The 22,198-nt window shown below is 52.0% G+C and carries 17 protein-coding genes and 2 pseudogenes; 12 read left to right on the top strand and 7 right to left on the bottom strand.

What is annotated here, in order from left to right; genetic code table 11:
- Window positions 1–43 precede the first annotated feature (43 nt).
- The 4 genes from BACSA_RS13495 to BACSA_RS13480 form a co-directional block, all read right to left on the bottom strand.
- Window positions 44–325, bottom strand: a complete 282-nt coding sequence (locus tag BACSA_RS13495; protein WP_041584039.1) for a hypothetical protein — start codon at window positions 323–325, stop codon at window positions 44–46.
- Between the two features lie 117 nt (window positions 326–442).
- Complete coding sequence (locus BACSA_RS13490) at window positions 443–736, bottom strand: hypothetical protein (protein WP_013618590.1); 294 nt, start codon at window positions 734–736, stop codon at window positions 443–445.
- A gap of 217 nt (window positions 737–953) precedes the next feature.
- The gene (locus BACSA_RS13485) at window positions 954–3,335 is read right to left on the bottom strand and encodes a M64 family metallopeptidase (protein ID WP_013618589.1); all 2,382 of its coding nucleotides are present in this window, start codon (window positions 3,333–3,335) and stop codon (window positions 954–956) included.
- A 34-nt stretch (window positions 3,336–3,369) separates the two neighbouring features.
- Complete coding sequence (locus BACSA_RS13480) at window positions 3,370–3,825, bottom strand: BACON domain-containing protein (RefSeq protein ID WP_013618588.1); 456 nt, start codon at window positions 3,823–3,825, stop codon at window positions 3,370–3,372.
- 284 nt (window positions 3,826–4,109) lie between these two features.
- Between BACSA_RS13480 and BACSA_RS13475 the strand changes: the two genes are divergently transcribed.
- From BACSA_RS13475 to BACSA_RS13465, 3 genes are all read left to right on the top strand, one after another.
- Window positions 4,110–4,421 carry a hypothetical protein gene (locus BACSA_RS13475; RefSeq protein ID WP_013618587.1) on the top strand — a complete coding sequence of 104 codons (312 nt, stop codon included), beginning with the start codon at window positions 4,110–4,112 and terminating at the stop codon, window positions 4,419–4,421.
- A gap of 122 nt (window positions 4,422–4,543) precedes the next feature.
- Window positions 4,544–4,879, top strand: a complete 336-nt coding sequence (locus BACSA_RS13470) for a type II toxin-antitoxin system RelE/ParE family toxin (protein WP_013618586.1) — start codon at window positions 4,544–4,546, stop codon at window positions 4,877–4,879.
- Window positions 4,876–5,187, top strand: a complete 312-nt coding sequence (locus BACSA_RS13465) for a helix-turn-helix domain-containing protein (RefSeq protein ID WP_013618585.1) — start codon at window positions 4,876–4,878, stop codon at window positions 5,185–5,187. Before BACSA_RS13470 ends, BACSA_RS13465 begins: the two co-directional genes overlap by 4 nt.
- A 146-nt stretch (window positions 5,188–5,333) precedes the next feature.
- On the opposite strand, the gene BACSA_RS13460 is transcribed toward BACSA_RS13465, so the two are convergent.
- A complete protein-coding gene (locus tag BACSA_RS13460) occupies window positions 5,334–6,050 on the bottom strand; it encodes a hypothetical protein (protein ID WP_013618584.1) in 717 nt (238 codons plus the stop codon).
- A gap of 758 nt (window positions 6,051–6,808) precedes the next feature.
- On the opposite strand from BACSA_RS13460, the gene BACSA_RS13455 reads away from it, so the two are divergent.
- The 7 genes and pseudogenes from BACSA_RS13455 to BACSA_RS13430 all read left to right on the top strand — a co-directional run bounded on the left by BACSA_RS13455 (window position 6,809) and on the right by BACSA_RS13430 (window position 17,780).
- Window positions 6,809–7,297 (top strand): HU family DNA-binding protein, encoded by a 489-nt coding sequence (locus BACSA_RS13455; RefSeq protein WP_013618582.1) that lies wholly within the window; start codon window positions 6,809–6,811, stop codon window positions 7,295–7,297.
- 445 nt (window positions 7,298–7,742) lie between these two features.
- Window positions 7,743–7,838: a smalltalk protein gene (locus BACSA_RS20265; protein WP_013618581.1), complete on the top strand. Its 96-nt coding sequence runs from the start codon at window positions 7,743–7,745 to the stop codon at window positions 7,836–7,838.
- Window positions 7,839–7,996: 158 nt separating this feature from the next.
- Window positions 7,997–10,531, top strand: coding sequence for a heavy metal translocating P-type ATPase (locus BACSA_RS13450; protein ID WP_013618580.1), 2,535 nt, complete (start codon window positions 7,997–7,999; stop codon window positions 10,529–10,531).
- Window positions 10,532–10,574: 43 nt separating this feature from the next.
- Window positions 10,575–10,691 (top strand): annotated as a pseudogene (locus BACSA_RS20655) (virulence RhuM family protein); the annotation flags it as partial.
- 576 nt (window positions 10,692–11,267) lie between these two features.
- Window positions 11,268–11,720, top strand: coding sequence for an IS200/IS605 family transposase (gene tnpA / locus BACSA_RS13440; protein WP_013618578.1), 453 nt, complete (start codon window positions 11,268–11,270; stop codon window positions 11,718–11,720).
- A gap of 1,006 nt (window positions 11,721–12,726) precedes the next feature.
- Entirely contained in the window at window positions 12,727–13,524 is a 798-nt protein-coding gene (locus BACSA_RS13435) for a hypothetical protein (RefSeq protein ID WP_144005226.1), read from the top strand.
- A gap of 2 nt (window positions 13,525–13,526) precedes the next feature.
- Complete coding sequence (locus BACSA_RS13430) at window positions 13,527–17,780, top strand: AAA domain-containing protein (RefSeq protein WP_013618575.1); 4,254 nt, start codon at window positions 13,527–13,529, stop codon at window positions 17,778–17,780.
- A gap of 261 nt (window positions 17,781–18,041) precedes the next feature.
- Here BACSA_RS13430 and BACSA_RS13425 read toward each other — a convergent pair whose 3' ends face one another.
- Window positions 18,042–19,043 carry a DUF4435 domain-containing protein gene (locus BACSA_RS13425; RefSeq protein WP_013618574.1) on the bottom strand — a complete coding sequence of 334 codons (1,002 nt, stop codon included), beginning with the start codon at window positions 19,041–19,043 and terminating at the stop codon, window positions 18,042–18,044.
- A gap of 12 nt (window positions 19,044–19,055) precedes the next feature.
- Window positions 19,056–19,883 carry an AAA family ATPase gene (locus BACSA_RS13420; RefSeq protein WP_013618573.1) on the bottom strand — a complete coding sequence of 276 codons (828 nt, stop codon included), beginning with the start codon at window positions 19,881–19,883 and terminating at the stop codon, window positions 19,056–19,058.
- Between the two features lie 122 nt (window positions 19,884–20,005).
- Here BACSA_RS13420 and BACSA_RS13415 point away from each other — a divergent pair.
- Window positions 20,006–21,898, top strand: a pseudogene (locus BACSA_RS13415) (AAA domain-containing protein).
- Between the two features lie 11 nt (window positions 21,899–21,909).
- Window positions 21,910–22,197, top strand: a complete 288-nt coding sequence (locus BACSA_RS13410) for a hypothetical protein (protein WP_013618572.1) — start codon at window positions 21,910–21,912, stop codon at window positions 22,195–22,197.
- Window position 22,198 lies beyond the last annotated feature (1 nt).

The following is a 22,198-nucleotide window of genomic DNA, read 5'->3' as shown; positions in this document are numbered from 1 at the left end:
ATGAATAATTAATTAAAAAATCTGTGTAATCTGTGGTGAAAACCTAAATCAGCTTCGTGATAAAGATTTGGTTCTCATACCGTGTCACCCCGTTCTTGTCTTGGAACGAACGCTGGCGCATGTAGCCCTGCATCTTGTGCCACACCGTGCGGTCGTATTCGCCAGCCGCCACCGCCATGTCGCCCGTCATTTCGGCGTAAAATTCGTCTATCCCGTCACTGAGGATAAACCCACGCGAGTTGAATACCTTCTGCGTTCCGTCCTGCGCCGTATAGGGGCGCGACGCCAGCGGAAGCTGGCCGATGATTGTCACTAATTTTTCCATGTTCCGTTTTGTTTTTCTCACCACAGATTACACAGATTTTTAAATTTTATTTCTTCTGTGTTTCCCTGTGGCGAATCGTTAATTGTTAATTATTAATTGTTAATTATTAATTATTAATTAAATCTGTGTAATCTGTGGTGAACTTTCCTCGTGTCCGATTTTCACCACGTAGAGCAGTGTGGCGAAAGTCGCCTCGCCCTGCACCTTCAGCAGCAGTTCGCCGTAGATAATATCGCCCTTGCCGATGCCGGTTTGCGCCAGCGTCCCGAACAGGGTAGCCGCGAACGGCTCTGCCCCTTCTTTGAGCCAGTCGTGCATCTTCACCACACGCTTGTCTATCGTTCCCCGTGTCGTTTCGTCGCGCACGGTGCAGGTTTCTCCGCATTCATCAATTTTGAAAAATCCTCTCATACGTTTCTTTAGTTTTAATTACCTAATCCCTTGCTTGTTACAGAAGCAAAGGTAAGGGCATGCCACGACCTGTGAAATAGTTTTCGGACTTCGGGGAATCCGGCGGGGAAGAATGGACGGTTTCGGGGAAATTTCCGGAGAAGAAAAGGCAAAAAAAAAGACGGAGAAGAAAAATTTCTTCCCCGTCCTGTCAAAAGCATTTTACAAGAATATGCTATCAGCGAAGCGGTACATTTACTCCTTTCTTTTGCTTCCAACGTGTTTTCGCCTCGCTGGAAGGATAGTCGAACCTTACGGGCGGCAATCCGATAGTGCCTTTCTCTACGGCTCCGGCACGGCTTGCACCTTCAATCTCTATCTGCCGGCGGTTGATTTCATCGTATTCCAAGAAAGCCTCAAAGCTATACACTCCGCCGGATTTCTCCATGATGCGCCGGTAAATGCTCTGCCGGCTCGGAGCGTTGAACCTGCCGGTATTGCCAAGCATGATGCTGGTTTCCGTAGCCCGGTAGGCTCCTTTCGGGTAGTAAATGGCACCTTCGTAAATGCCGATTTTCTCTTTCTCGTAACGCATGTCGGTCAGGAAATAGCTCCAGACAATTTCATTCGGGTCGTTGGTTACATCCACGTTCATCGACTCGTTTATCGTATGAAGTGAACGTATTGCTTCCGGATAAGGATAAGTCCCTTCAAACTCGACATATTCATCATCCAGTTTTCCGAATCCATGTCCGCAGGCTTCGTGGTGTATCAAACTTTTCAGGCTTTCCGGATCATCGCTATTGTTTTGGCAGAAAGCAGCCGAAAAGTCGTCACTATATGACCAGTTATTCGAACGGAAAGGAGCTTTTGTCTTCATCAGAATCATCGATGTGACATGTGCCGCCGAATAATTTGTTTCCTGCATTTTGCTAATATAGTCAATCGCTATTGTGGGGTCGGTTTCGAACGTATTCCGCTCAAACTCATAAGAAGTCTGGAATGCCGTATTCTCGCCTATTACTTCGTTGCGCGAAACCACATTAACGGCATATACATCGAAATAATCGCGGAAAGAAGTGTAAGGTTCTTTCGAGAAGAAAGCTTCCATTGCCATTTCCGCATCCCTCCGGTATGTCCCGTCGGCTATCAGGCGGTCGGAATAAGCCTCGCCCAAAATCACCACTTTCAGTCCTTTGCCTGCTGTATGCTCTTGTAAAGTGAACGTTGTCCCATCCATCGAGTAATCGGACGATTCATACATGGGGAAGGTCAGCTTATTTCCTCCCTGCTGGTAAACGATTGCATCATACCCTATCCGGTTCCACCAATCGCTCGCTATGATTTCATCCGGAATGGTGCCGTTCAGTTTGTTTCCGCATAAGTTGATAAATTCCAGTTCATTCAGATTTGCCATCGAAGCAGGCAGGTTTCCGCTCAAATTATTGTTGTTCAACTGCACATCATGCAAATAAGCCAGATTGCCTAAACTTTCCGGAATATTCCCTTCAAGCTTGTTAGATGAAAGATACAAATATTCCAATCCGGTAAGATCTCCAAATTGTTCAGGAATTTGTCCGGTCAGGTTATTATCCGTTAAAATTATATTTTTGACACGTCCGTCCCACATGTATACCCCATACCATTCGCTCAACGGCTTGTCGCTGCACCAGTTCGTATTGTCTGTCCAATTGTCCCCGCCTGTAGCTTCGTAAAAAGCAATCAAGGCTTCCCGCTCTTGCTGGAGTATTTTGTCGAACTCGTTTTCGTTGACCGATAAATCGTACACATGTCCGGCTTGGAACCCCCCTTCGGGGGCTTTCTTTTCGATTAAACCCTTATCGCTATAGCCGTTTTCGTCCCAAATAAAAAACGAAACGGTATTTTGTTCCGAAGTAGGCAATACAGCGATAAAGCAAGTGACCACTTCTTGCGTACTCAAGACCTCCTGCGGAATGCTATACCACAGATAGTTATATTTTTCCGCAATAAGGCTGTCTGCTTCCAAATCATAATAAGCAGGATTGTTTGCATCGCCTACGCCCATGAATCCGATGGGTTCATCCGAAAGGACGCGCAAGCCTGCGGCACCCTGCAAGAGTTCCGTCCGGATATTCACTTTCAGGAATGCAAACAAGTGAGCAAAATCCAAACTCAACATATCGTTCCTGATTTCACCCTTCGCATACATGAAATCCGCATTCGGATCGGGCAAGCCTCCGTTGTAATTTTGCCCGAACAGATAAGGAAGGCGCGCTTTCGGAAAGGCTATGTCCGTATTATAATCGTATGGATAATAGGCGTAAACCTCCGTCCCTTCTTCCCGTTTCAGGCGGGTGCTTTCCGGCATAAAATCGGTTTGCTTCCCTGCCGAAGCCGCCTGATAAGCCATTGCCGCGGGCTGGCTTTCCGAAAACAGCCCGATACGGTCTCCTGCCGCCCACGATACGGTCACGGCTTCTTCGCCCACGGCATAGGATGTCCGCGAGGAAGAAGGTGTATCTATTTTTCCTGTCACACGCAATTCCGCTCCGGCATTGCCGACAATCTGTTCGTCCGTACAGCCGCATGCCGCCCACACCAGCAGCAGGATGCCTATGTAATTCACCAGTCTTTTCATACTCTATTCATTTTAATGGATACCAAATAAAAAATCACCAAGGCTCAACCGGCATATCGTCCGGGCCGTCGCTTCCGGGCACGAGCAGCCATGCGTCCTGAGTGACCGTTACCGTCTCGCTGAAACTTCCGCTCCGGATGGTCACCATCGCGGCACGCGGGTCGCTCGCTTCGTTCTTGTCTACCGATAACTCAATCGTGCAATTGTCTCCCATTTCTCCCTGCCCGGGCGAAACATGCATCCATTCTACCCCTGCCGACACCTCTGCCGTCCAGGCATCAGACGAGGAGAAAACAATCGAGGCGCTGCCCCCTTCGTACGGGAACGACTGGGTCATTTCCGATGAGGGAATACGTAAAAACTCTTGCTCTGCCTCTTCTCCGGACGGCTCGTCTCCGCCTCCGCAAGCACATAAGGCAAGCAAAAACACCGGCATAAACACGCGCACCGCACGTATACGGATTTTTCTCGAATCAAAATAAAAAATCATGCTACATTCATTTAAAGTTATCACAAGCTTTCATATTCCGCAAATGTAACATAAATTTAAACAAATACAAATAAATTTGTCAGTTTTTTTCTTTCATGCTTTAAGCAGAATTAAAATACGCTTTTTTTTCACCACAGAGGACACAGAGTCTTTAAATTTTTATGAATGTCCGCATCTTGCCTCATTAGACTTTCCGCCACAACACCTACATTTTTTAACACTTTATTTATGTACTTTTCGGAATTTATGCGTTTATATAAATGAGGTTTATAATCAATTTTACCATGAAGAAAACAACAGAAAACAAACCAAACATCCGGCTCTTGCCGGAAGAAACCATCGAGTTGCTGAAAGCGACACTGGAAGAGCCGCCCGTGAGCCGCATCGAAGAACTATTGTATTGCGCTTATATTGATGAAGATTTAAGGCAGATAAGTCCCGGACAGATTGTGTGGGGAGAAAACCCCGAAGATGAGGGAGAAAAGAAAGATAAGGTTTACATGCCTTGCGTGATAAGCGCAGACGGGAACAGGCATACCGCTTGGCTGGAGAGGGAAAGAGAAAGCGGAAAGCCCTTGTCGCTCCGGGTGCTGTAAATCATTTGCCGCCGGGACGTTCATAGAAATTCGGAGAAAATGAAGGGATTAAACCGCTTTTTAGAGGAAAATCCTTGGCTGAATATAACTAATTAGTTATATTTGCGCACAAAAGGACAAGTATGCGTACCCTGTACAGAACGCTGGAATTCGATGAGTTTTACGAAACATTGGACGAACGGGTAAAGACTAAATTCAAGTACACATTTGAAGTCATTAAAAGTGTATATGCCCTGCCGGTGAAATACGTAAAACGCCTTGAGGGCACAGACTTATACGAAATGCGTGTTTCTGTGGGCTACAACGAATACCGGACGGTATTGTTTGCGGTGGATAACGAAAACATCATTTTATCGACAAAGATAATTTTGCTTAACGGATTTCTGAAAAAGTCGTCGAAAGACTACCAGAAACAGATAGCCAAAGCAAGACGGATATTAAAAGACTTGGAATTATGATAAAGTTAGACGAATCGAAATTGGCGAAGCTCAAGACGGCCGACCAGCTGCTGGATGAGGAATACGGGAAAGAAGGAACTCTTTCGCGGGCGGAGTTTCACGAAAAAGCGATGGCATGGTATTACGGGGAAATACTCCGTAACCGCCGCAAGGAGCTGAAGATGACGCAAAAGCAGCTTGCGCAGAAAATCGGCAAGGAACAAAGCTACATCGCCCGTGTGGAGAAAGGGGAAGTAGACATGCAGCTTTCCAGTTTCTTCCGCATCGCCCATGCGCTGAATATCGAGCTTACCCCCTCTTTCAATTGACAATAAACAATGTGCTAATAAATAATGTGCTAATAAACAATGTGCTAATGTGCTCGTTACTTCATTTCACATTGGCACATTATCACATTGCCACATTGACACATTCGCATATTAGCACATTCCCACATTCTCACATTAACACATTATCACGCAGCTTTCCGCACGAGGCTCAGGAAGCGGCTTGCCACGTTGTTGCGGCGGCGCGTCTCGTTGACGTCGGCGGTGTCGGCGAACGTCCAGCCGGGGTGAAGGCGGCGTGCCGTAGCGGCTTTCTTCTTCAGGCTTGCCAGTGTGGGCATCTCCTTCACGCCGATGCGGCCGAGGAAGCAATGGAACGACGGGGTGGACTCGAAATGCGGCATGCCTGCCGTCTGGTTCATCACCAGCATCACCCACACGTAGTCGTAGGCGAACTTGAAGACCCGCTCTTCCTGCATCACGGCGATGGCGCGGTTTATCTTCCCCTCCATTTCGGAAAGAGGCGCCTCGGCGCTCTCCGTGCCGTCGGGCATGCCGGGACTCTCTGCCGCCTGCTGGGGCGGAGACGGTGCGAGCCGTTCGGCAAGGTAGAGCGCCGAGGCGCGCTTTATCGCCTGGCATTCGGCGCGTATCTGTTCTTTTTCCCATTCGCTTTGCTCCAGCCGGCGGGCAAGGTCGGCATTCTCCTTCCGGTAGCGTTCGCTCTCGCGGACGGCTTCTTCTTTGGCGGCTTTCGTGTCAATCAGCATGTCGGCAAGCTTCTGCACCATCTGCACCGGAATCGTTCTACACTCGTTTGTTGCATTCGAGGGGAGCAGGACCGGCTGCTCTCCGCACGCTTCGTCTTCTTGGAACTCTCCTGCTTGTTTGTTTTGTTTCTTCATTGATATTTTTAATATATTGGTTAATAATTAATTATAACCGAAAAATAATAAAAAAAATTCATACAGGGAATGATACGGGTACTTTTTCAAGGGGTTGTTGTTGTAGAACATAAATGACCGTCCGGAAAAATCTAACATCTAACAATATAACAATATAACAATAAGTTTTTTCGATTTCGAACGCCACTTAAAGAAAGTGATAGATATAACATATATATATTATATATATATAAATATATATATATAATATATATATGTTATATGGTTGTATCTTCCTTTTTTGCTCCTGTTCATTTTGTTATTGTTATATTGTTATATTGTTAGATGTTAGATTCGAACATACATAAAAACACATAAGAAATGCATATATATGCATATCCTGATGCACATAAGGGCGTGCCGCAACGGATATGGTTGCATCCGCCCGCGCATCCGCCCAGCGCCATGAACGAACGGTGTAAGAAGCTATGAAGACGCGATTTTCCACCCTGTTATATTCCTCATTTACAGCGATATATAAAGCAAAATGCACACCATTAACAGATTTTTACACTCACCCGTTTCAAATCCATTGCCATGTGGAGGGGATTGCGTACCTTTGCATCGTAAGGTTTTCACCACAGATTTTATCAATTAATAATTAACAATTAATAATTAATAATTGGCAACGGCAACATCCTTCGTTATTCATTAATCGGTGTAATCTGTGGTAAAAAACTAACAACCTTAAAAACTAACCAACTTAAAACTAAACTACTATGATTAACTATTCTGTCTACATGATGCGCAACCCGTTGGACGAGGAAGCGAGCGAAAAAGCGTATGCACGTGCTCAGATGAGCGAGTCGATGACCTTTGACAAGTTTGTGAAACACATTGCCGACCACAACGGGGTGTATTCGCGCGGCACGGTGCAGGGCGTGGTGCTCGACATGTGCGAGTGCCTGGTGGAAATGCTCCTGAACGGCAACAAGGTGCAGCTGGGCGCGCTGGGCGACTTCTGGATTTCGCTCTCGTCGGCGGGCGCGGAAACGATGGAAGAGTTCACGGCGGCGAACATCACGGGCATCAACGTGATTTTCACGCCCGGAACGGACTTCGAGGGGCTTATCAGCCGGGCGCAGTTCAACCCCGTGGCAAGCCGTTTGGCGCAGGCGGCTACGCTGAAGGCGGAGAAGGCGGGCGAGACTACCGTGGACCTCGAAGCGGCGAAACGCAAGCCTGCCGCATCGGAGCCGGGCGTGTAACTTTTTTTTGAAACGCGGATTAACGCAGATTTTCGCGGATTAATTTTTTTAGAATATAAACGTGCAGACCTTCCATGTCATCCTGAACGAATGTGAAGGATCTCGGATACACCAAGTGGATGATTACGAGATGCTTCACTTCGTTCAGCATGACAAAAAAGAGTAAAATAATCTGTGTTAATCTGCGAAAATCTGCGTTTCAAAAAAACTCACAAACGTTGAAACGCGGATTAACGCAGATTTTCGCGGATTAATTTTTTTAGAATATAAACGTGCAGACCTTCCATGTCATCCTGAACGAATGTGAAGGATCTCGGATACGCCAAGTGGATGATTACGAGATGCTTCACTTCGTTCAGCATGACAAAAAAAGAGTAAAATAATCTGCGTTAATCTGCGAAAATCTGCGTTTCAAAAAAACTCACAAACTCAAAAACTAAAAACTATGGAAAAGAAAAACATTTGGGGGATTATTATCCAGACATTGATTACGATTCTGACCGCTATCGGGACGACCTTGGGCGTGACCTCGTGTATTTAAATGATGAATGAAGAATGAAGAATTTCCATGCGGGCGATTCTTCATTCTTAGCTCTTCATTAAAAAGGTTCTTCATTTATAAATTATATCCATAATTATATAAAAGGATATCGCAGAGGGTTGCTAACTTTGCACCCGAAAACTAAAACACGAACCGATATGAACCCATCTGCTATCCAGAAACAGACATTCCCCGTATTGGGCATGAGCTGCGCCGCTTGTGCCGCACGGGTAGACAAGACCTTAAACCGCCAGCCGGGCGTATGCACGGCAAGCGTGAATTATGCCGCGGCGACCGCTACGGTGGAATACGACGCTTCGCAATGCTCGCCCGGAGCCTTGCGGAAAGCCGTTCAGGATGCGGGATACGACCTTGTGACCGACACCGGAAAAGACAGTGCGCAAATCGCCGAAGACGCCCATACCCGGCGCTACCGCGACTTGCGCTTCCGCACCCTTTGCGCCATTGCCCTGGCCTTGCCCGTTGCCGTCATCGGGATGTTCTTTATGGATATGCCCTACGCCGGCTGGACGATGTGGATTCTCTCCACTCCCGTGGTATTCTGGCTGGGGAGAGGGTTTTACATCAACGCCTGGAAGCAGCTGAAGCACCGCTCCGCCAATATGGACACGCTGGTGGCAAACAGCACCGGCATCGCTTACCTGTTCAGCCTGTTCAACCTGTTTTTCCCTGAATTCTGGCTGGAGCGCGGCGTCACCCCTCATGTCTATTTCGAGGCGGCGAGCGTCATTATCGCCTTTATCCTGTTGGGACGCACCTTGGAAGAACGTGCCAAGGGACGCACTTCCGATTCTATCAAGAAGCTGATGGGGCTTCAGCCCCGCACCGTCACCCGCCTGAACGCGGAAGGCGAATGGGAAGAAACGGAAATCGGGCAGGTCGTGCCGGGCGATATGCTGGCGGTAAAGCCGGGAGAACGCATCGCGGTGGACGGACGGGTGAGCGAAGGCCATTCGTACGTAGACGAAAGCATGTTGAGCGGCGAGCCGGTGCCGGTATTGAAACAAGCCCCCGACGAGGTTTACGCGGGCACCATCAACCAAAAGGGCAGCTTCTGCTTCCGTGCCGAGAAAGTGGGGGCCGACACCCTGCTGGCACACATCATCCGCATGGTGCAAGACGCGCAAGGAAGCAAAGCCCCGGTACAGAAGCTGGTGGACAAGATTGCGGGCATCTTCGTACCCGCCATCATGGGCACCGCCTTGCTTACCTTCGTCTTATGGCTGGCCCTTTCCCCCGAAAACGGATTTACCCACGGGCTGCTCTCCGCCGTGACGGTATTGATTATCGCCTGCCCTTGCGCCTTGGGGCTTGCCACGCCGACCGCCATCATGGTGGGCATCGGCAAGGGAGCCGAGCAGGGCATCCTCATCAAAGACGCCGAGAGCCTGGAGACAGCCCGTAAGATAGACACCATCGTATTGGACAAGACCGGCACCATCACCGAAGGGAAGCCCGTGGTGACCGATGCCGTATGGGACACGGAGGACAAGCGCCTGCAAGCCGTGTTCTATGCCTTGGAAAGATGCTCCGAACACCCGTTGGCAAGCGCGGTCGTGCGCTATGCCGAAGACCTTCCCGACATCCCTGCACACATCCTTATCGAAAACGCGGAAAGCCTGACGGGGCAAGGAATCAAAGGCGAGTCTGACGGCAAGACATTCTATGCCGGGAGCCTCCGCCTGCTCACCGAAAACCGCATCGCGGTTCCTGCCCGGCTGCAAGACCGAGCCAGGGCATTCGCTTCCGAAGCCAAGACCGTCATCTGGTTTTCCGACGCCGAAACCGCCCTGGGCGTATTCGCCATTGCCGACCGCATCAAGCCGACTTCGAGACCCGCTATCGAAGCCTTGCAAAAACGGGGGCTGACCGTCCTGATGCTGACCGGAGACAATGCAGCCACGGCGAAAGCCATAGCCGCACAGGCAGGCATCAAAGAATACCGCGCCGAAATGCTGCCCCAGCATAAGGCGGAAGCCATCAGGCAATTGCAGGCGGAAGGGCGACACGTGGCGATGGCAGGCGACGGCATCAACGACAGCTCCGCCCTGGCACAAGCCGACCTGAGCATCGCCATGGGACAAGGAAGCGACCTCGCCATGGATGTGGCGAAGATGACGCTAATCTCTTCCGACCTCAGCAAGATAGCCGATGCCATCCGGCTCTCGGTATTCACCACACGCACCATCCGCCAGAACCTGTTCTGGGCGTTCATCTACAACCTGATAGGCGTACCTGTCGCCGCGGGCATCCTTTACCCGATAAACGGCTTCCTGCTCAACCCCATGATAGCCGGAGCCGCCATGGCGATGAGCAGCGTGAGCGTCGTGACCAACAGCCTCCGCCTGCGGAAGAAACGCATCGGGAAACCGGAAGCGCCTGCCCCGGCTCCGCTTACGGAACCGGAATCGGATGCCCCTCAGGCTCTTGCCCCCAGCGGGCCTCAACCCGCCCCCGCGAGCCGCACCTACCGGGTAGAAGGCATGATGTGCAACCATTGCCGCACATACGTGGAAAAAGCGCTGAACTCGATAGAAGGCGTAAAGGCGCAAGTGACCTTGGAGCCGCCCGTGGCAACGCTTGTCTATGCCAAAGGAAAAGCGCTTCCGGTAGAAACCCTCCAGCAGGTGATAACGGAAAAAGCGGGAGATTATACGATAAGTGAAGAATAATCTGTATCTTTGGGATTACAAACTTTAATAAAACCAGGGAAACATGACGGAAGGATACGGAGAAATCATTTTATACCAGCCAAACGAAGAAATCAAACTGGAAGTACGGCTGGACGATGAAACGGTATGGCTAAACCGACAACAATTGTCAGAATTGTTTAAAAACTGTTTTGAATTTCTCCAAAAAGTTTTTCTTGGCTTGATGTATCCGTTTTCGTGTGTGCTTTGGGCGATTTTTTGGTCCTTTCCGCTCCTGTTCTTCGTCAGATAGCCCGCTATCTTCCTCATAGTAGAGACGCAAGATTTTGCGTCTCTACAAAAACTCATCCCAAATCAGCGCACGATAAATTCAAAGCAGCTTCTTAAACTTTGCGCGGGTTAGAATTGTACATTTCCACATTGCCTGCACGGACAACCTCAAAAGAGATTGAACCTCGCACGTCCGGTTCTTTCTTGCCTTGCACACTCTGCAACCTCAAAGAGGTTAGACCCCGCACATTCGGAAACCTCAAAGAGCTTAGACCTTGCACACTCTGCAACCTCGGAGAGGTTGAACTATGCTTAACCGCTGGTGGCTCCCGAAGGGAACACCTGCGGATTATCTCGCCTTCCCCATCTTCCATCGACCTCGAAGGGGTCGAACCACACATGTCCAGCCACATTCTTCTGATTACCTCATCTCCGATTCATCATTTTATACTATCTTTGTATTCTGTTCTATCTATACACATTACCCATGAGCTATACCAATCTGATATACCACATCGTTTTCCGCCCTCGCAGCAGTGCGCCGGTCATCAGCCCGGGTCATGCAGAAGGCCTGTACCGTTACATCTGGGGATTCGTCAAGGAGAAAGGGGCAGTCCTGTACCGTATCGGTGGCATGGAAGACCACGTGCATATGTTGGTGCAGTTGCCTGCTTCGCTTTCCCTTTCTTCTTTCATGCATGACCTGAAGCTTTCCGCCGGCGCCTTCATGCGCTCGAATGCCGACAAGTTTCCGAGATTCGACGGTTGGGGAAAGTCATACTTCGCCGCTACGGTTTCAATGTCCGGGAAGGACGCAGTGACGCAGTACATCATGAACCAAAGAGAGCATCATAAGCGGTTCGATTTTCGTGAAGAGTTGCTCAGGCTCGTCCGTAAGAATGGAATTGAGATGGATGAGCGGTTCTTTTTGGCAGAGTAAACGTGGTTCGACCCCTTCGAGGTCGATGAAGGAGAGGGAGACGAGATAATCCGCAGGTGTTCCCTTCGGGAGCCACCAGCGGTTAAGCATAGTTCAACCTCTCCGAGGTTGCAGAGTGTACGAGGCAAGAAAGAGCAGGGTGTGCGTGGTTCGACCTCTTCGAGGTCGATGGGAGATGGGGGAGACGAGTATCCGCAGGTGTTCCCTTCGGGAGCCACCAGCGGTTAAGCATAGTTCAACCTCTCCGAGGTTGCAGAGTGTACGAGGCAAGAAAGAGCAGGGTGTGCGAGGTTCGACCCCTTCGAGGTCGATGGAGGAGAGGGAGACGAGATAATCCGCAGGTGTTCCCTTCGGGAGCCACCAGCGGTTAAGCATAGTTCAACCTCTTTGAGGTTGCAGAGTGTACGAGGCAAGAAAGAGCAGGGTGTGCGTGGTTCGACCTCTTCGAGGTCGATGGGAGATGGGGGAGACGAGTATCCGCAGGTGTTCCCTTCGGGAGCCACCAGCGGTTAAGCATAGTTCAACCTCTTCGAGGTTGCAGAGTGTGCAAGGTCTAAGCTCTTTGAGGTTTCCGAATGTGCGGGGTCTAACCTCTTTGAGGTTGCAGAATGTACGGGGCAAGAAAGAGCAGGGTGTGCGAGGTTCGACCCCTTCGAGGTCGATGGGAGATGGGGGAGACGAGATAATCCGCAGGTGTTCCCTTCGGGAGCCACCAGCGGTTAAGCATAGTTCAACCTCTTCGAGGTTGCAGAATGTACGAGGTCCAACCTCTTTGAGGTTTCCGAATGTGCGGGGTCTAACCTCTTTGAGGTTGCAGAATGTACGGGGCAAGAAAGAGCAGGGTGTGCGAGGTTCAATCTTTTCGAAGTTGTCAGCAAATACGGGGACGGGCGATGTAGAAATGCACAATTTTAACCCGCGCAAAGTATAAAAAAACTTTCGAACATTGCACGCATCCGAGTAAAATCGTACCTTTGGCTCATTGATAACATTTAAAATGACCATCATGATGAAAAAAAACATACTGAAAGGCTTGCTTTGCCTTACGTTAGGGATAGCCTCCCTTCCGTTTTCTTCGTGCAAAGACGACGGTTATCCGCCCATCACGCTCACCTCTGTATCGAGTGAAACGCCTTCACTGGAGGAGAATATCCTGGAGATTCCGCTCTTCAGCGAGGGAGTCAGCTTCTACATCACAGGCGGGAACGGAAGCTACATCATCGAAGCCCCCGACACGGACAAGATAGACTACCGGTATGACGGGAACCAGCTGACCATCCTCCCGAAAGCACTGGGAACCGCCTCGCTGACCATCTCTGACCGGGCGGGCAACCATACGACTTTGCAGGTGAACGTGTCTTACCCCGAAACGACATACGAGGTAAGCGAAGTTTCGGGCATCGCGCGGGGCGGAGGGCTTACGCAAGACGAAACCCTCGACATCCAGCACGCCATCGTAGCCAACGCGTTCGTGCAGGCAGGAGGGAAATATGTCTTCACCTACACCAACGAGAGCCATACGGAAGGCATGGTGACGCTCTATGCGGACGGGACAGGCGCCAACGAACGGCACGGCATCTTTACGCAAACCGCACAGGACAACGGAGACCTCCGGATACACATCGAACTGACCGGCGGGACGGAATATGACCTCACCCTCTCGGATTCGTCCGACCCCGGCACGGAAAGCGGGACGGCACCGGGACGCTTCATGCGGCAAGACGTGACCGGCACGTACCGCGCAAGCTATCCGGAACTGGAGGAAGCCTACTGCCTGCAATACATCCCCGGCGAAACCCTTTGAACATGACGGAGCGCATCGAACTGCAAGCGTTCGACCTGTACAGGCAAATCGAACGGATTCACCGGCGCCCTGCGGCAAGCCCCGAAAACCTGACGGACAAGTACATCCGGCTCTATAAATTGCTGGAACAGGCGTGTTATGAGCAGACCTCGGAAATGACGCTTTCCTTCTCCAACCTGTTCTCGCGGCTGGACTTCGTATGCAAGGAAAAGCGCATGACACCCGCCGACCGGTATGCCATCCAAACCATGCGCCGGAACGGCAAGAAAGCCCTAAACGGGAAGCTCACGCCCGACATGGAGGCCTACCGGTACGACTTGCGTGCCCTGGCGCGCTTCGTATCTTTGGCATACGATGCGCCCATCCCCCCGGGCCTGCAAGCGGAAATCCCGGACGAAAACCGCCCGTACCACGAGGGCGGACAGACCTACGTGCCCTACGTGCGCGTAGTGGTGTCCAGCTGGACCGACACGAAAATCTACGCCTCATCGGACAACGAAGCGGACCCGTTCATCGTCATCGATTACCTCCAAGGGGGATACAACCACGACTTGGGCTACCTCCGCGAACTGCTCAAGGAAAACATGCAGCTCAACCTCTTGGACGCCCGTATCAACGAACACCATGAATACGTCCCGAAACTCATCGTGGCGCATCCCGATTACCTGATTGACATCAGCTCGCTGGCGGCTTGCTTCCGCGAGTACGGGCATCATCCGCTTAACTTCTTCCTCAATAAAATCAAGCCGCGCGCCAATACGTCGCCCATCCTGCTGGGAAACCTCGCCAGCCAGTTCCTGGACGATTACATCAACGAAGAGGCGGACGCCCCGGTGTCGTACGCACAGACCCTGAAGAAGTTCTTCGCTTCTTCGGCACTGGAGTTCTGCACCTGCGACCTCGCCGCCGATTTCCATGCCTCGGCACAAAAGCAGATGCTGAACATCCGTTCGTTCGTCCACGACATCCTGCCCCGCAACCTGGCGGACTTCGACAGGCGGAACACCCTGCTCGAGGCCTCGTTCGTGTGCGAAAAGCTCGGCTTGCAGGGACGTGCCGACATGCTCCAGAAAGACCTGAAAATCCTTATCGAGCAGAAGGCCGGCAAGCGGGACGAGTACAACCGCCGGCACAAGGAAGACCACTATGTGCAGATGATGCTTTACCAGGGCGTCCTGATGTACAACTTCGGACGGAAAGCCGACGACACGCAAACCCTCCTGCTCTACTCGAAATACGATGACGGGCTGATGCCGGAGCATTTCTCGGAAACCCTGTTCCGCGAATGCATCCGCCTGCGCAACTACATCGTATGCGAGGAAATGGCATTGGGCGAAGGCGGCATCTCCCCGCTGATGGAAGAAATCGATACGGACATGCTGAACCAGAAAGGCGAATCGGGCAAGCTATGGACGATGTACCAAAAGCCGGAGCTGGACAGGCTGATAGCCCCACTCAAACGGGGCACCCCGCTGGAGCGCGCCTATTTCCAGCGCTTCTTCACCTTCGTGTCGAAAGAGCAGATACTGAGCAAGACGGGAGGGAACAACGATTCGTCGAGAGGGTTTGCCGGGCTTTGGCACACGCCGACCGCCGAAAAGATTGAGTCGGGAAACCTCCTGTCCGGGCTGAAAATCACCGGCAAGCGGCAGAGCGCGCCGGGAAAAGGATTCGACCTCATCACGCTCCGCATCCCCCGTCAAGGCGATGACTTCCTCCCCAATTTCCGCACCGGAGACATCGTTATCCTTTATCCCTGCCAAGACCAGCCCGACGCCCGCCGGGAGATATTGATGAAAGGAAGCCTGGCGGAGATACGCCCCGACCGGATTACCGTACAATTGCGCAACGGACAACAGAACAAGGACATCATCGGAACCGAAGCGGACACATTCGCCCTGGAGCATGACGCGTCGGACGTATCCGCCACCAACGCCATGCGGGGGCTGTATGCCTTCCTCTCGGCAAGCAACGACCGGAAGCAGCTCTTGCTGAACCAACGCATGCCGGAACGCGACCCCTCGCGCAAGCTGAACGGAGAGTACGGAAGGTTCGACGAGCTCATCCTGAAGGAAAAGCAAAGCAAAGACTATTTCCTGCTGGTAGGCCCTCCGGGAACGGGAAAGACCTCGTGCGCCCTGCGCTACATGGTAGAAGAAGCCCTGACCGACCCGCAAACCTCCCTTCTGCTGCTGTCCTACACCAACCGTGCGGTAGACGAAATCTGCCACATGCTGACAGAGTCGGGCATCGCCGAACGCCACCCGTTTATCCGCATCGGGAACGAAATGGCATGCGACAAGCGTTTCGTCCCCTACCTGATGAAGAACAGCCTGGCGGATTGTCCCAAGCTGAGCGACATCCGTGCCCGCATCGCCCGCACCCGCATCTTCACAGGAACCACCAGCGCCCTCAACGGGCGTCTGTACCTGTTCGGCATGAAGCACTTTCAGACCGCGATTATCGACGAAGCCTCCCAGATACTGGAGCCCGACCTTATCGGCATCCTCTCGGCACAAGACGCAACGGGAAACGCGATTGACAAGTTCGTACTGATAGGCGATTACAAACAATTGCCCGCCGTAGCCCAACAAAACGAGGCAGAAGCCCGGGTGACCGACCCGCTCCTGCTCGGAATCGGGCTGACGGATTGCCGCAACTCGCTTTTCGAACGCCTGTACCGGCAATGCCCTCCGGAGTTCCGGAGCGTGCTCCGCAAGCAAGGGCGCATGCACCCTGCCATCGCCGAGTTCCCCAACCATGCCTTTTACGCGCAGGAGCGGCTGGAACCCGTGCCCCTTCCGCACCAGGAAGAAACGCTTCCTTACCGCCCCGTCGAGCCGAAAGACAACCTCGACAAGCTGATGCTGCAAAGGCGTATGGTTTTCATCGCCTCGGAGGCTCCCGACGACACCACCCGTTCGGACAAGACCAACCCGAACGAAGCCCGCATCGTAGCCGTATTGCTGGAACGCATCCACCGGTTCGCAGGGCCCGAATTCGATGCCCATAAGACCGTGGGGGTTATCGTGCCCTACCGGAACCAGATAGCCATGATACGCCAGGAAGTGTCCCGGCTCGGCATACCGGAGCTGGAGGCGGTTTCCATCGATACGGTGGAACGCTATCAGGGAAGCCAGCGGGACGTGATTGTCTACTCGTTTACGGTGCGCGACTTCAACCAGCTGAACTTCCTCGCCGCCAATACCTTCCGCGAAGGAGACTATACCATCGACCGCAAGCTGAACGTAGCCATTACCCGTGCCCGCAAGCAATTGTTCCTTACCGGAAACCCGGAAATATTGGGCGCGAACCTGACGTTCTACAAGCTGATGGAATACATCCGCATGCACAACGGATACGTCCAGACCTCGCTGGAACGCTTTTGCCAAGGAGACTTCGAGGTGCATGACTTCGCGCCGGACTGGGACTTGCACTCCGGACATTATCCGCTCTCTCCGGCATTCATCCGGGCATTCGAGCAAACCATCGGAAAACCGTTTGCCTCCGGCACGCCGGACGAAAGCGCCCGCCTCCGCGAACTTCTCGCCTACGGACGCTATGATTTCCGCCCGACCGGTGACACCGTCCGGCGCACACAACTCTATACCTACTATTATATGCGGCGCAGCTATTGTGCCGCCCGCGCCCTGTATGAAACCGTCGGGAGCTGGCTTTTCCCTGCCGTCCGCAACGTGTCGGGACGCGTTGTCTTCTGCGATTTAAGCTACGAAGGAGGCGCTTCGGGACTTGCCTTTGCCGATGCCTGCCGGCGCTTGCCGCATGCCGGCATCGCTTATCTGGGCATTTGCCCCATCGAAGAAATGCAAGACACGGCACGCCGCATGTTCCAGGCCGAAGGGTACCAAGCCGTACAAGCCCTTTTCCATGCAAGGCTGGAAGACGTGCCCGCTTCGTTCTGGCACGCCCACGCCACGGTTTCCGAACTGATTGTGTTCAATGTCTCCAACCTGACCGGACGCATCCCGCCGGCGGAATCCCGCCATCTGGCATGGCAAATCAACCGGCTGGTGCAAGCCTATCCGCTCAACCGGTTCGCCCTGCTCCTCCGCGACGATGCAGGCGAACGCAGGAACGTGCATGCGTATCAGGCATTTTGCGCGCAATTATCCCCCCTGCTTGTGCCGCTTACCGAAAGCATGCCCGCCGAAGGGAAATTCTACTACACCCCCAGCCCCACGGAGTCCGTTCCGGCATCCGAAACCTTCTGCTACGAGGTGCGGGCCACTCCGTAATTTTTTTACTTGGGATTTCGTGACGCCAACGTTTCCGTAGAGACGATGTGCACATCGTCTCTACATTTGCCGGCATATACAAAGGCACATGCACGTAATATAAAAATTTGAATATCCGCATTTTGCCCAATTGCCTTGTAGGGGCGTATCGCATACGCCCGAATACGTCAACTAATCCACGTGGATGTCTTCAGGGCGTATGCGATACGCCCCTACATGGGATGTTTGCGGATATTCAATTAAAAATAAAGGAAACGGATTTTACGCCTTGATAAGCTTCAAGAACTTCTCCACATCCCGGCAAATCATGGCATATACCGGCGAGTTCTTGTAATTGGTGTTCTTGTGAATGACCAGCGACACGTCCACCTGACTCCGCTGGTAGGCGGTCAGTTCGTTGCGCCGCTGGGTTTCGTGCAGGGCGAGGTCGTTTATCTGTTGCTCGCGTTCGCGCCGCAAATACGTGCATACCGGCACCAGCAGGCGCATCACCACATTATCGAGGATGTGATGCCCCTGGATGAACATGTAGGTGTTTTCGGGATAAACCCCCAGCTTCTTGAACTCGTCTTTCATGGCTTCCACCTCGGGAATGCCTTCGGGATGACGGTGCTCCAAATCACGCAATTTACGGCCTACCTTCTTAGCCATAACCCCCAGGCTGTACTCCGGATGCCGGATGCCCACCTGGTCTATCCGCACGTACGAGCAAAAGTCGAGCAAGGAAAACTCGCTCAGGTTGTGCTTGCGGTAGAACCACACCGACCATACGAACAAGGGGTAGGCTATCTGCGAATAGAGTTTCATGTAACCGGGGAAGTCAATCAAGACGTGATCGTTCAGCGTTGCCATGACGCACACTTCGTGCAGCCCTTCGGCATAACAATGGTAATTTTCGATGGCGTACGCGTAAGTCTGAAGCACGTACGGGCACTCTATCATGTAGCGCGAAGTCTGGGTACACCCCTGCAAGAGGTAATCGTAATCGCTGTCCACACACGCAATCATGTTCTCGCCCAACTGCCTGCCCAGCTGGTTCATCAGCACACTTTTCTTGCCCTTCGCCAACGATGTGCGCGAGGGAAGCATGACCTCGAAATAACGGTTCTCGTTCTCGTAATCGGCCAATAAGGAACGCCAGAAAGAGATGTCGTCGTAGCTCTCTACGTATGCCACGATTTTCCTCCGCGCGCGTTTGGGCTTCAGGCTATTGGCTGCGCCCAAATACATCGAAGACAAGTTCTCGGTAAGTCTTTTTCCCATAGCCGCAAAATTTTAGCGTGTAGTGATGTCGCTCACCTCGGTCACGGCATCAATCCAGCCGTTCATAATCACCGCCGGCGAGTGAGTGGTAAGTATGATTTGCACGTTCGGGTTCAGGGTACGGATGAGCGAGATGAGCCTCTGCTGCCATTCCACATGCAGGGAGATTTCAGGCTCGTCCATGAAAAGGGAACAATGCCGGTTGTCTTGCACCAATACCGTAAGCAGGATGACGAGCATCTGCTTCTCTCCCGAAGAAAGCTGGTAAGGAGTCAGTTCGTCCCCGTCCTGCTCGAAGAGGATTTCATTGCTTTTCCGGTTTATCTTCTTTCCGGTATCGCTGAAGAGGTCGTCCACCAGGTCTTGGAACTTGGTCTTGGGTTTCGACACTTCCGCCGCCTGCGCCTGTTGCTCCAGCACGCCGCTGGTCAGCATCTCGATAATCCGGTTCCCGATGTTCACCTGATAATCCAAATACCGGCGTTGCAACTGGTATAATTGCCAGTCCAGCTCGGTCTTGACATCCTGGTTCCCGATTTTCTCGAGCAGGCCCGAGCTGATGAGCGGGCGGTCGAAGCTGCGTATGACATCGAAATTGATGTACGTGGCATCCTCGGGCGAAAAGACGAACGACACGCCTTCTTTTTCAAAATCATTGGTCAGCGCGCCTCCTTCCAACGCAGTCAGGCTCCGGACGGAATTGTTCAATATCGTACTTTTCCCGATGCCGTTCACGCCGCTCAGGATATTCACATCGGCACGCAGGTCCCACGAAATGTTCTTACGCCCCCACATGCCTTTGATTTCAATGCGCTTGATATAATCTGCTTGCTTTTTCATGGCTATTATTGGGTTTATGCCTTTAATCTTCGTAAAAATAAGGATAATAATGGAATTAATCAATGTTTTCGCCTTTCTTTTTTCGCAGAACTTGTACCTTTGCAAAGCGAAATCCCAAAGATATGAAAGAAACGACTTCCATACATTCACCGGTCCTCTACCTGCAACATCAATACGAGTTGCTCAAACTGGAATACGAATACGAGAAAAAGCAGTTCGAGCAACAGACTGAGCTGATGGGAATCGGCAGGAAAATAAAGCGGGGCGTATGCTGGTATCCGCTGAACATCGGGCGGAGCTATTACAATGCCTTGAACCAATTAGTGGTAGAGGTGGAACGCCGCGAGGACAAAGACATCGAGCACCTGTTCGAATACGGGCGCCCGGTATGCTTCTTTACGCAAGACGTATCGGGGAAACTGACCTACCTTCCTTTCGTAGCCACGGTAAACTATGCCGACGAAGAGCGTATGGTGGTGATTCTTCCCAATTCCGATGCACTGGCTTCCCTGCAAGGAAGGGAAATGACGGGCGTGCAGCTTTATTTCGACGAGACCAGCTACCGGCTGATGTTCGAGGCGCTGAAGCAAGTCATTTCAGCCAAGAATAACCGTCTGGCGGAATTGCGTGACATTTTTCACGGAACGCAACCGGCATCTGTCTTTTCTTTCCAACCCCTGCGCTTCCCCTGGCTGAACCCTACGCAGGAAGCGGCGGTCAACAAGGTCCTGCATGCCAAAGACGTGGCAATCGTGCACGGCCCTCCCGGAACGGGAAAGACCACCACGCTGGTGGAAGCCATCTACGAAACCTTGCACCGCGAAAACCAAGTATTGGTGTGCGCGCAAAGCAACATGGCGGTAGACTGGATTAGCGAAAAGCTGGTAGACCGGGGCGTGAACGTGTTGCGCATCGGAAACCCGACCCGCGTAAACGACAAGATGCTTTCATTCACCTACGAGCGCCGCTTCGAGGCGCATCCCGACTATACCCAGTTATGGGGCATCCGCCGGGCCATCCGTGACCTCTACGCACGCCTGCACAAGGCAAGCGACCGCGAGCATATCCGCACGAAAATCAACGCTTTGAAAGACCGTGCCTCGGAGCTGGAAATCCGCATCAACGCCGCATTGTTCTCCGAAGCAAGGGTTATCGCCTGCACCCTGACGGGAAGTGCCAGCCGGTTATTAATCGGACAAAAATTCGGGACATTATTCATCGATGAAGCCGCCCAAGCCTTGGAAGCCGCCTGCTGGATAGCCATCCGGAAAGCCGACCGGGTCATCTTCGCCGGAGACCATTGCCAGCTTCCGCCCACGGTAAAAAGCGTCGAAGCCATGCGCGGCGGACTGGGGCATACCTTGATGCAATGCATCGTCAAGCAAAAGCCCGACACGGTTTCCCTGTTGAAATTGCAATACCGGATGAACGATTAAATCATGCGTTTCTCGTCCGAATGGTTCTACGGAGGCATGCTCCAGTCGGCTCCCGAAGTGAAATACCGCGGCATCCTCGATTTCGATACACCCATCGAATGGATAAACACAGAAGGAATGGATGCCGGCGAAGAGTTTGTAGGCGAAAGTTACGGGCGCATCAACAAAGCCGAAGCCGAACTCTCCATCGGCCAGCTGAAATCCTACATCACCCGCATCGGCAGGGAACGCTTCCTCGAAGAACGCATCGATGTCGGATTGATTTCCCCTTACAAGGCACAAGTGCAATACCTCCGCCAGCTGCTCCGGCGCGACGCGTTCTTCAAGCCCTTCCGTTCCTCGATAACGGTCAATACGGTCGACGGTTTCCAGGGACAGGAGCGTGATGTAATCCTCATCAGCCTGGTGCGTGCCAACGAGGACGGCCAGATCGGGTTTCTCAACGACTTGCGCCGGATGAACGTAGCCATCACCCGTGCCCGCATGAAGCTCATCATCTTAGGCGATGCCTCCACCCTGACGCGCCACGCCTTCTACCGGAAGCTGTATGAGTATATCGAGGGGCTGCATGAAGCATAAAATATTTGTTTATGGGAACATTAGGACATATAAATGACATGATAGGACGCGACAAGGAAAATCGCCGGCTCCGCAAACATAACCGTGAACGGATGAAAGAAACCCGAAAGCAGCTCATCCGTACTGGCTATAAAACCGACTTACAAAACATATCCCTGGAAGACTGGGAAAAAACACGGCATCAGATAAGCGAAAAGGAGAAAGCCGATGCCAAACAATTATTCCGGTTGCAGTTATGGATATTAGCAAGCATCGCCCTTATCGTTCTATTGGGATTGATTGTATATCTGATATTTTAAA

The organism is Phocaeicola salanitronis DSM 18170, from assembly GCF_000190575.1.
Lineage (GTDB): Bacteria > Bacteroidota > Bacteroidia > Bacteroidales > Bacteroidaceae > Phocaeicola > Phocaeicola salanitronis.
This window is presented reverse-complemented; position numbering and strand designations above follow the sequence as displayed.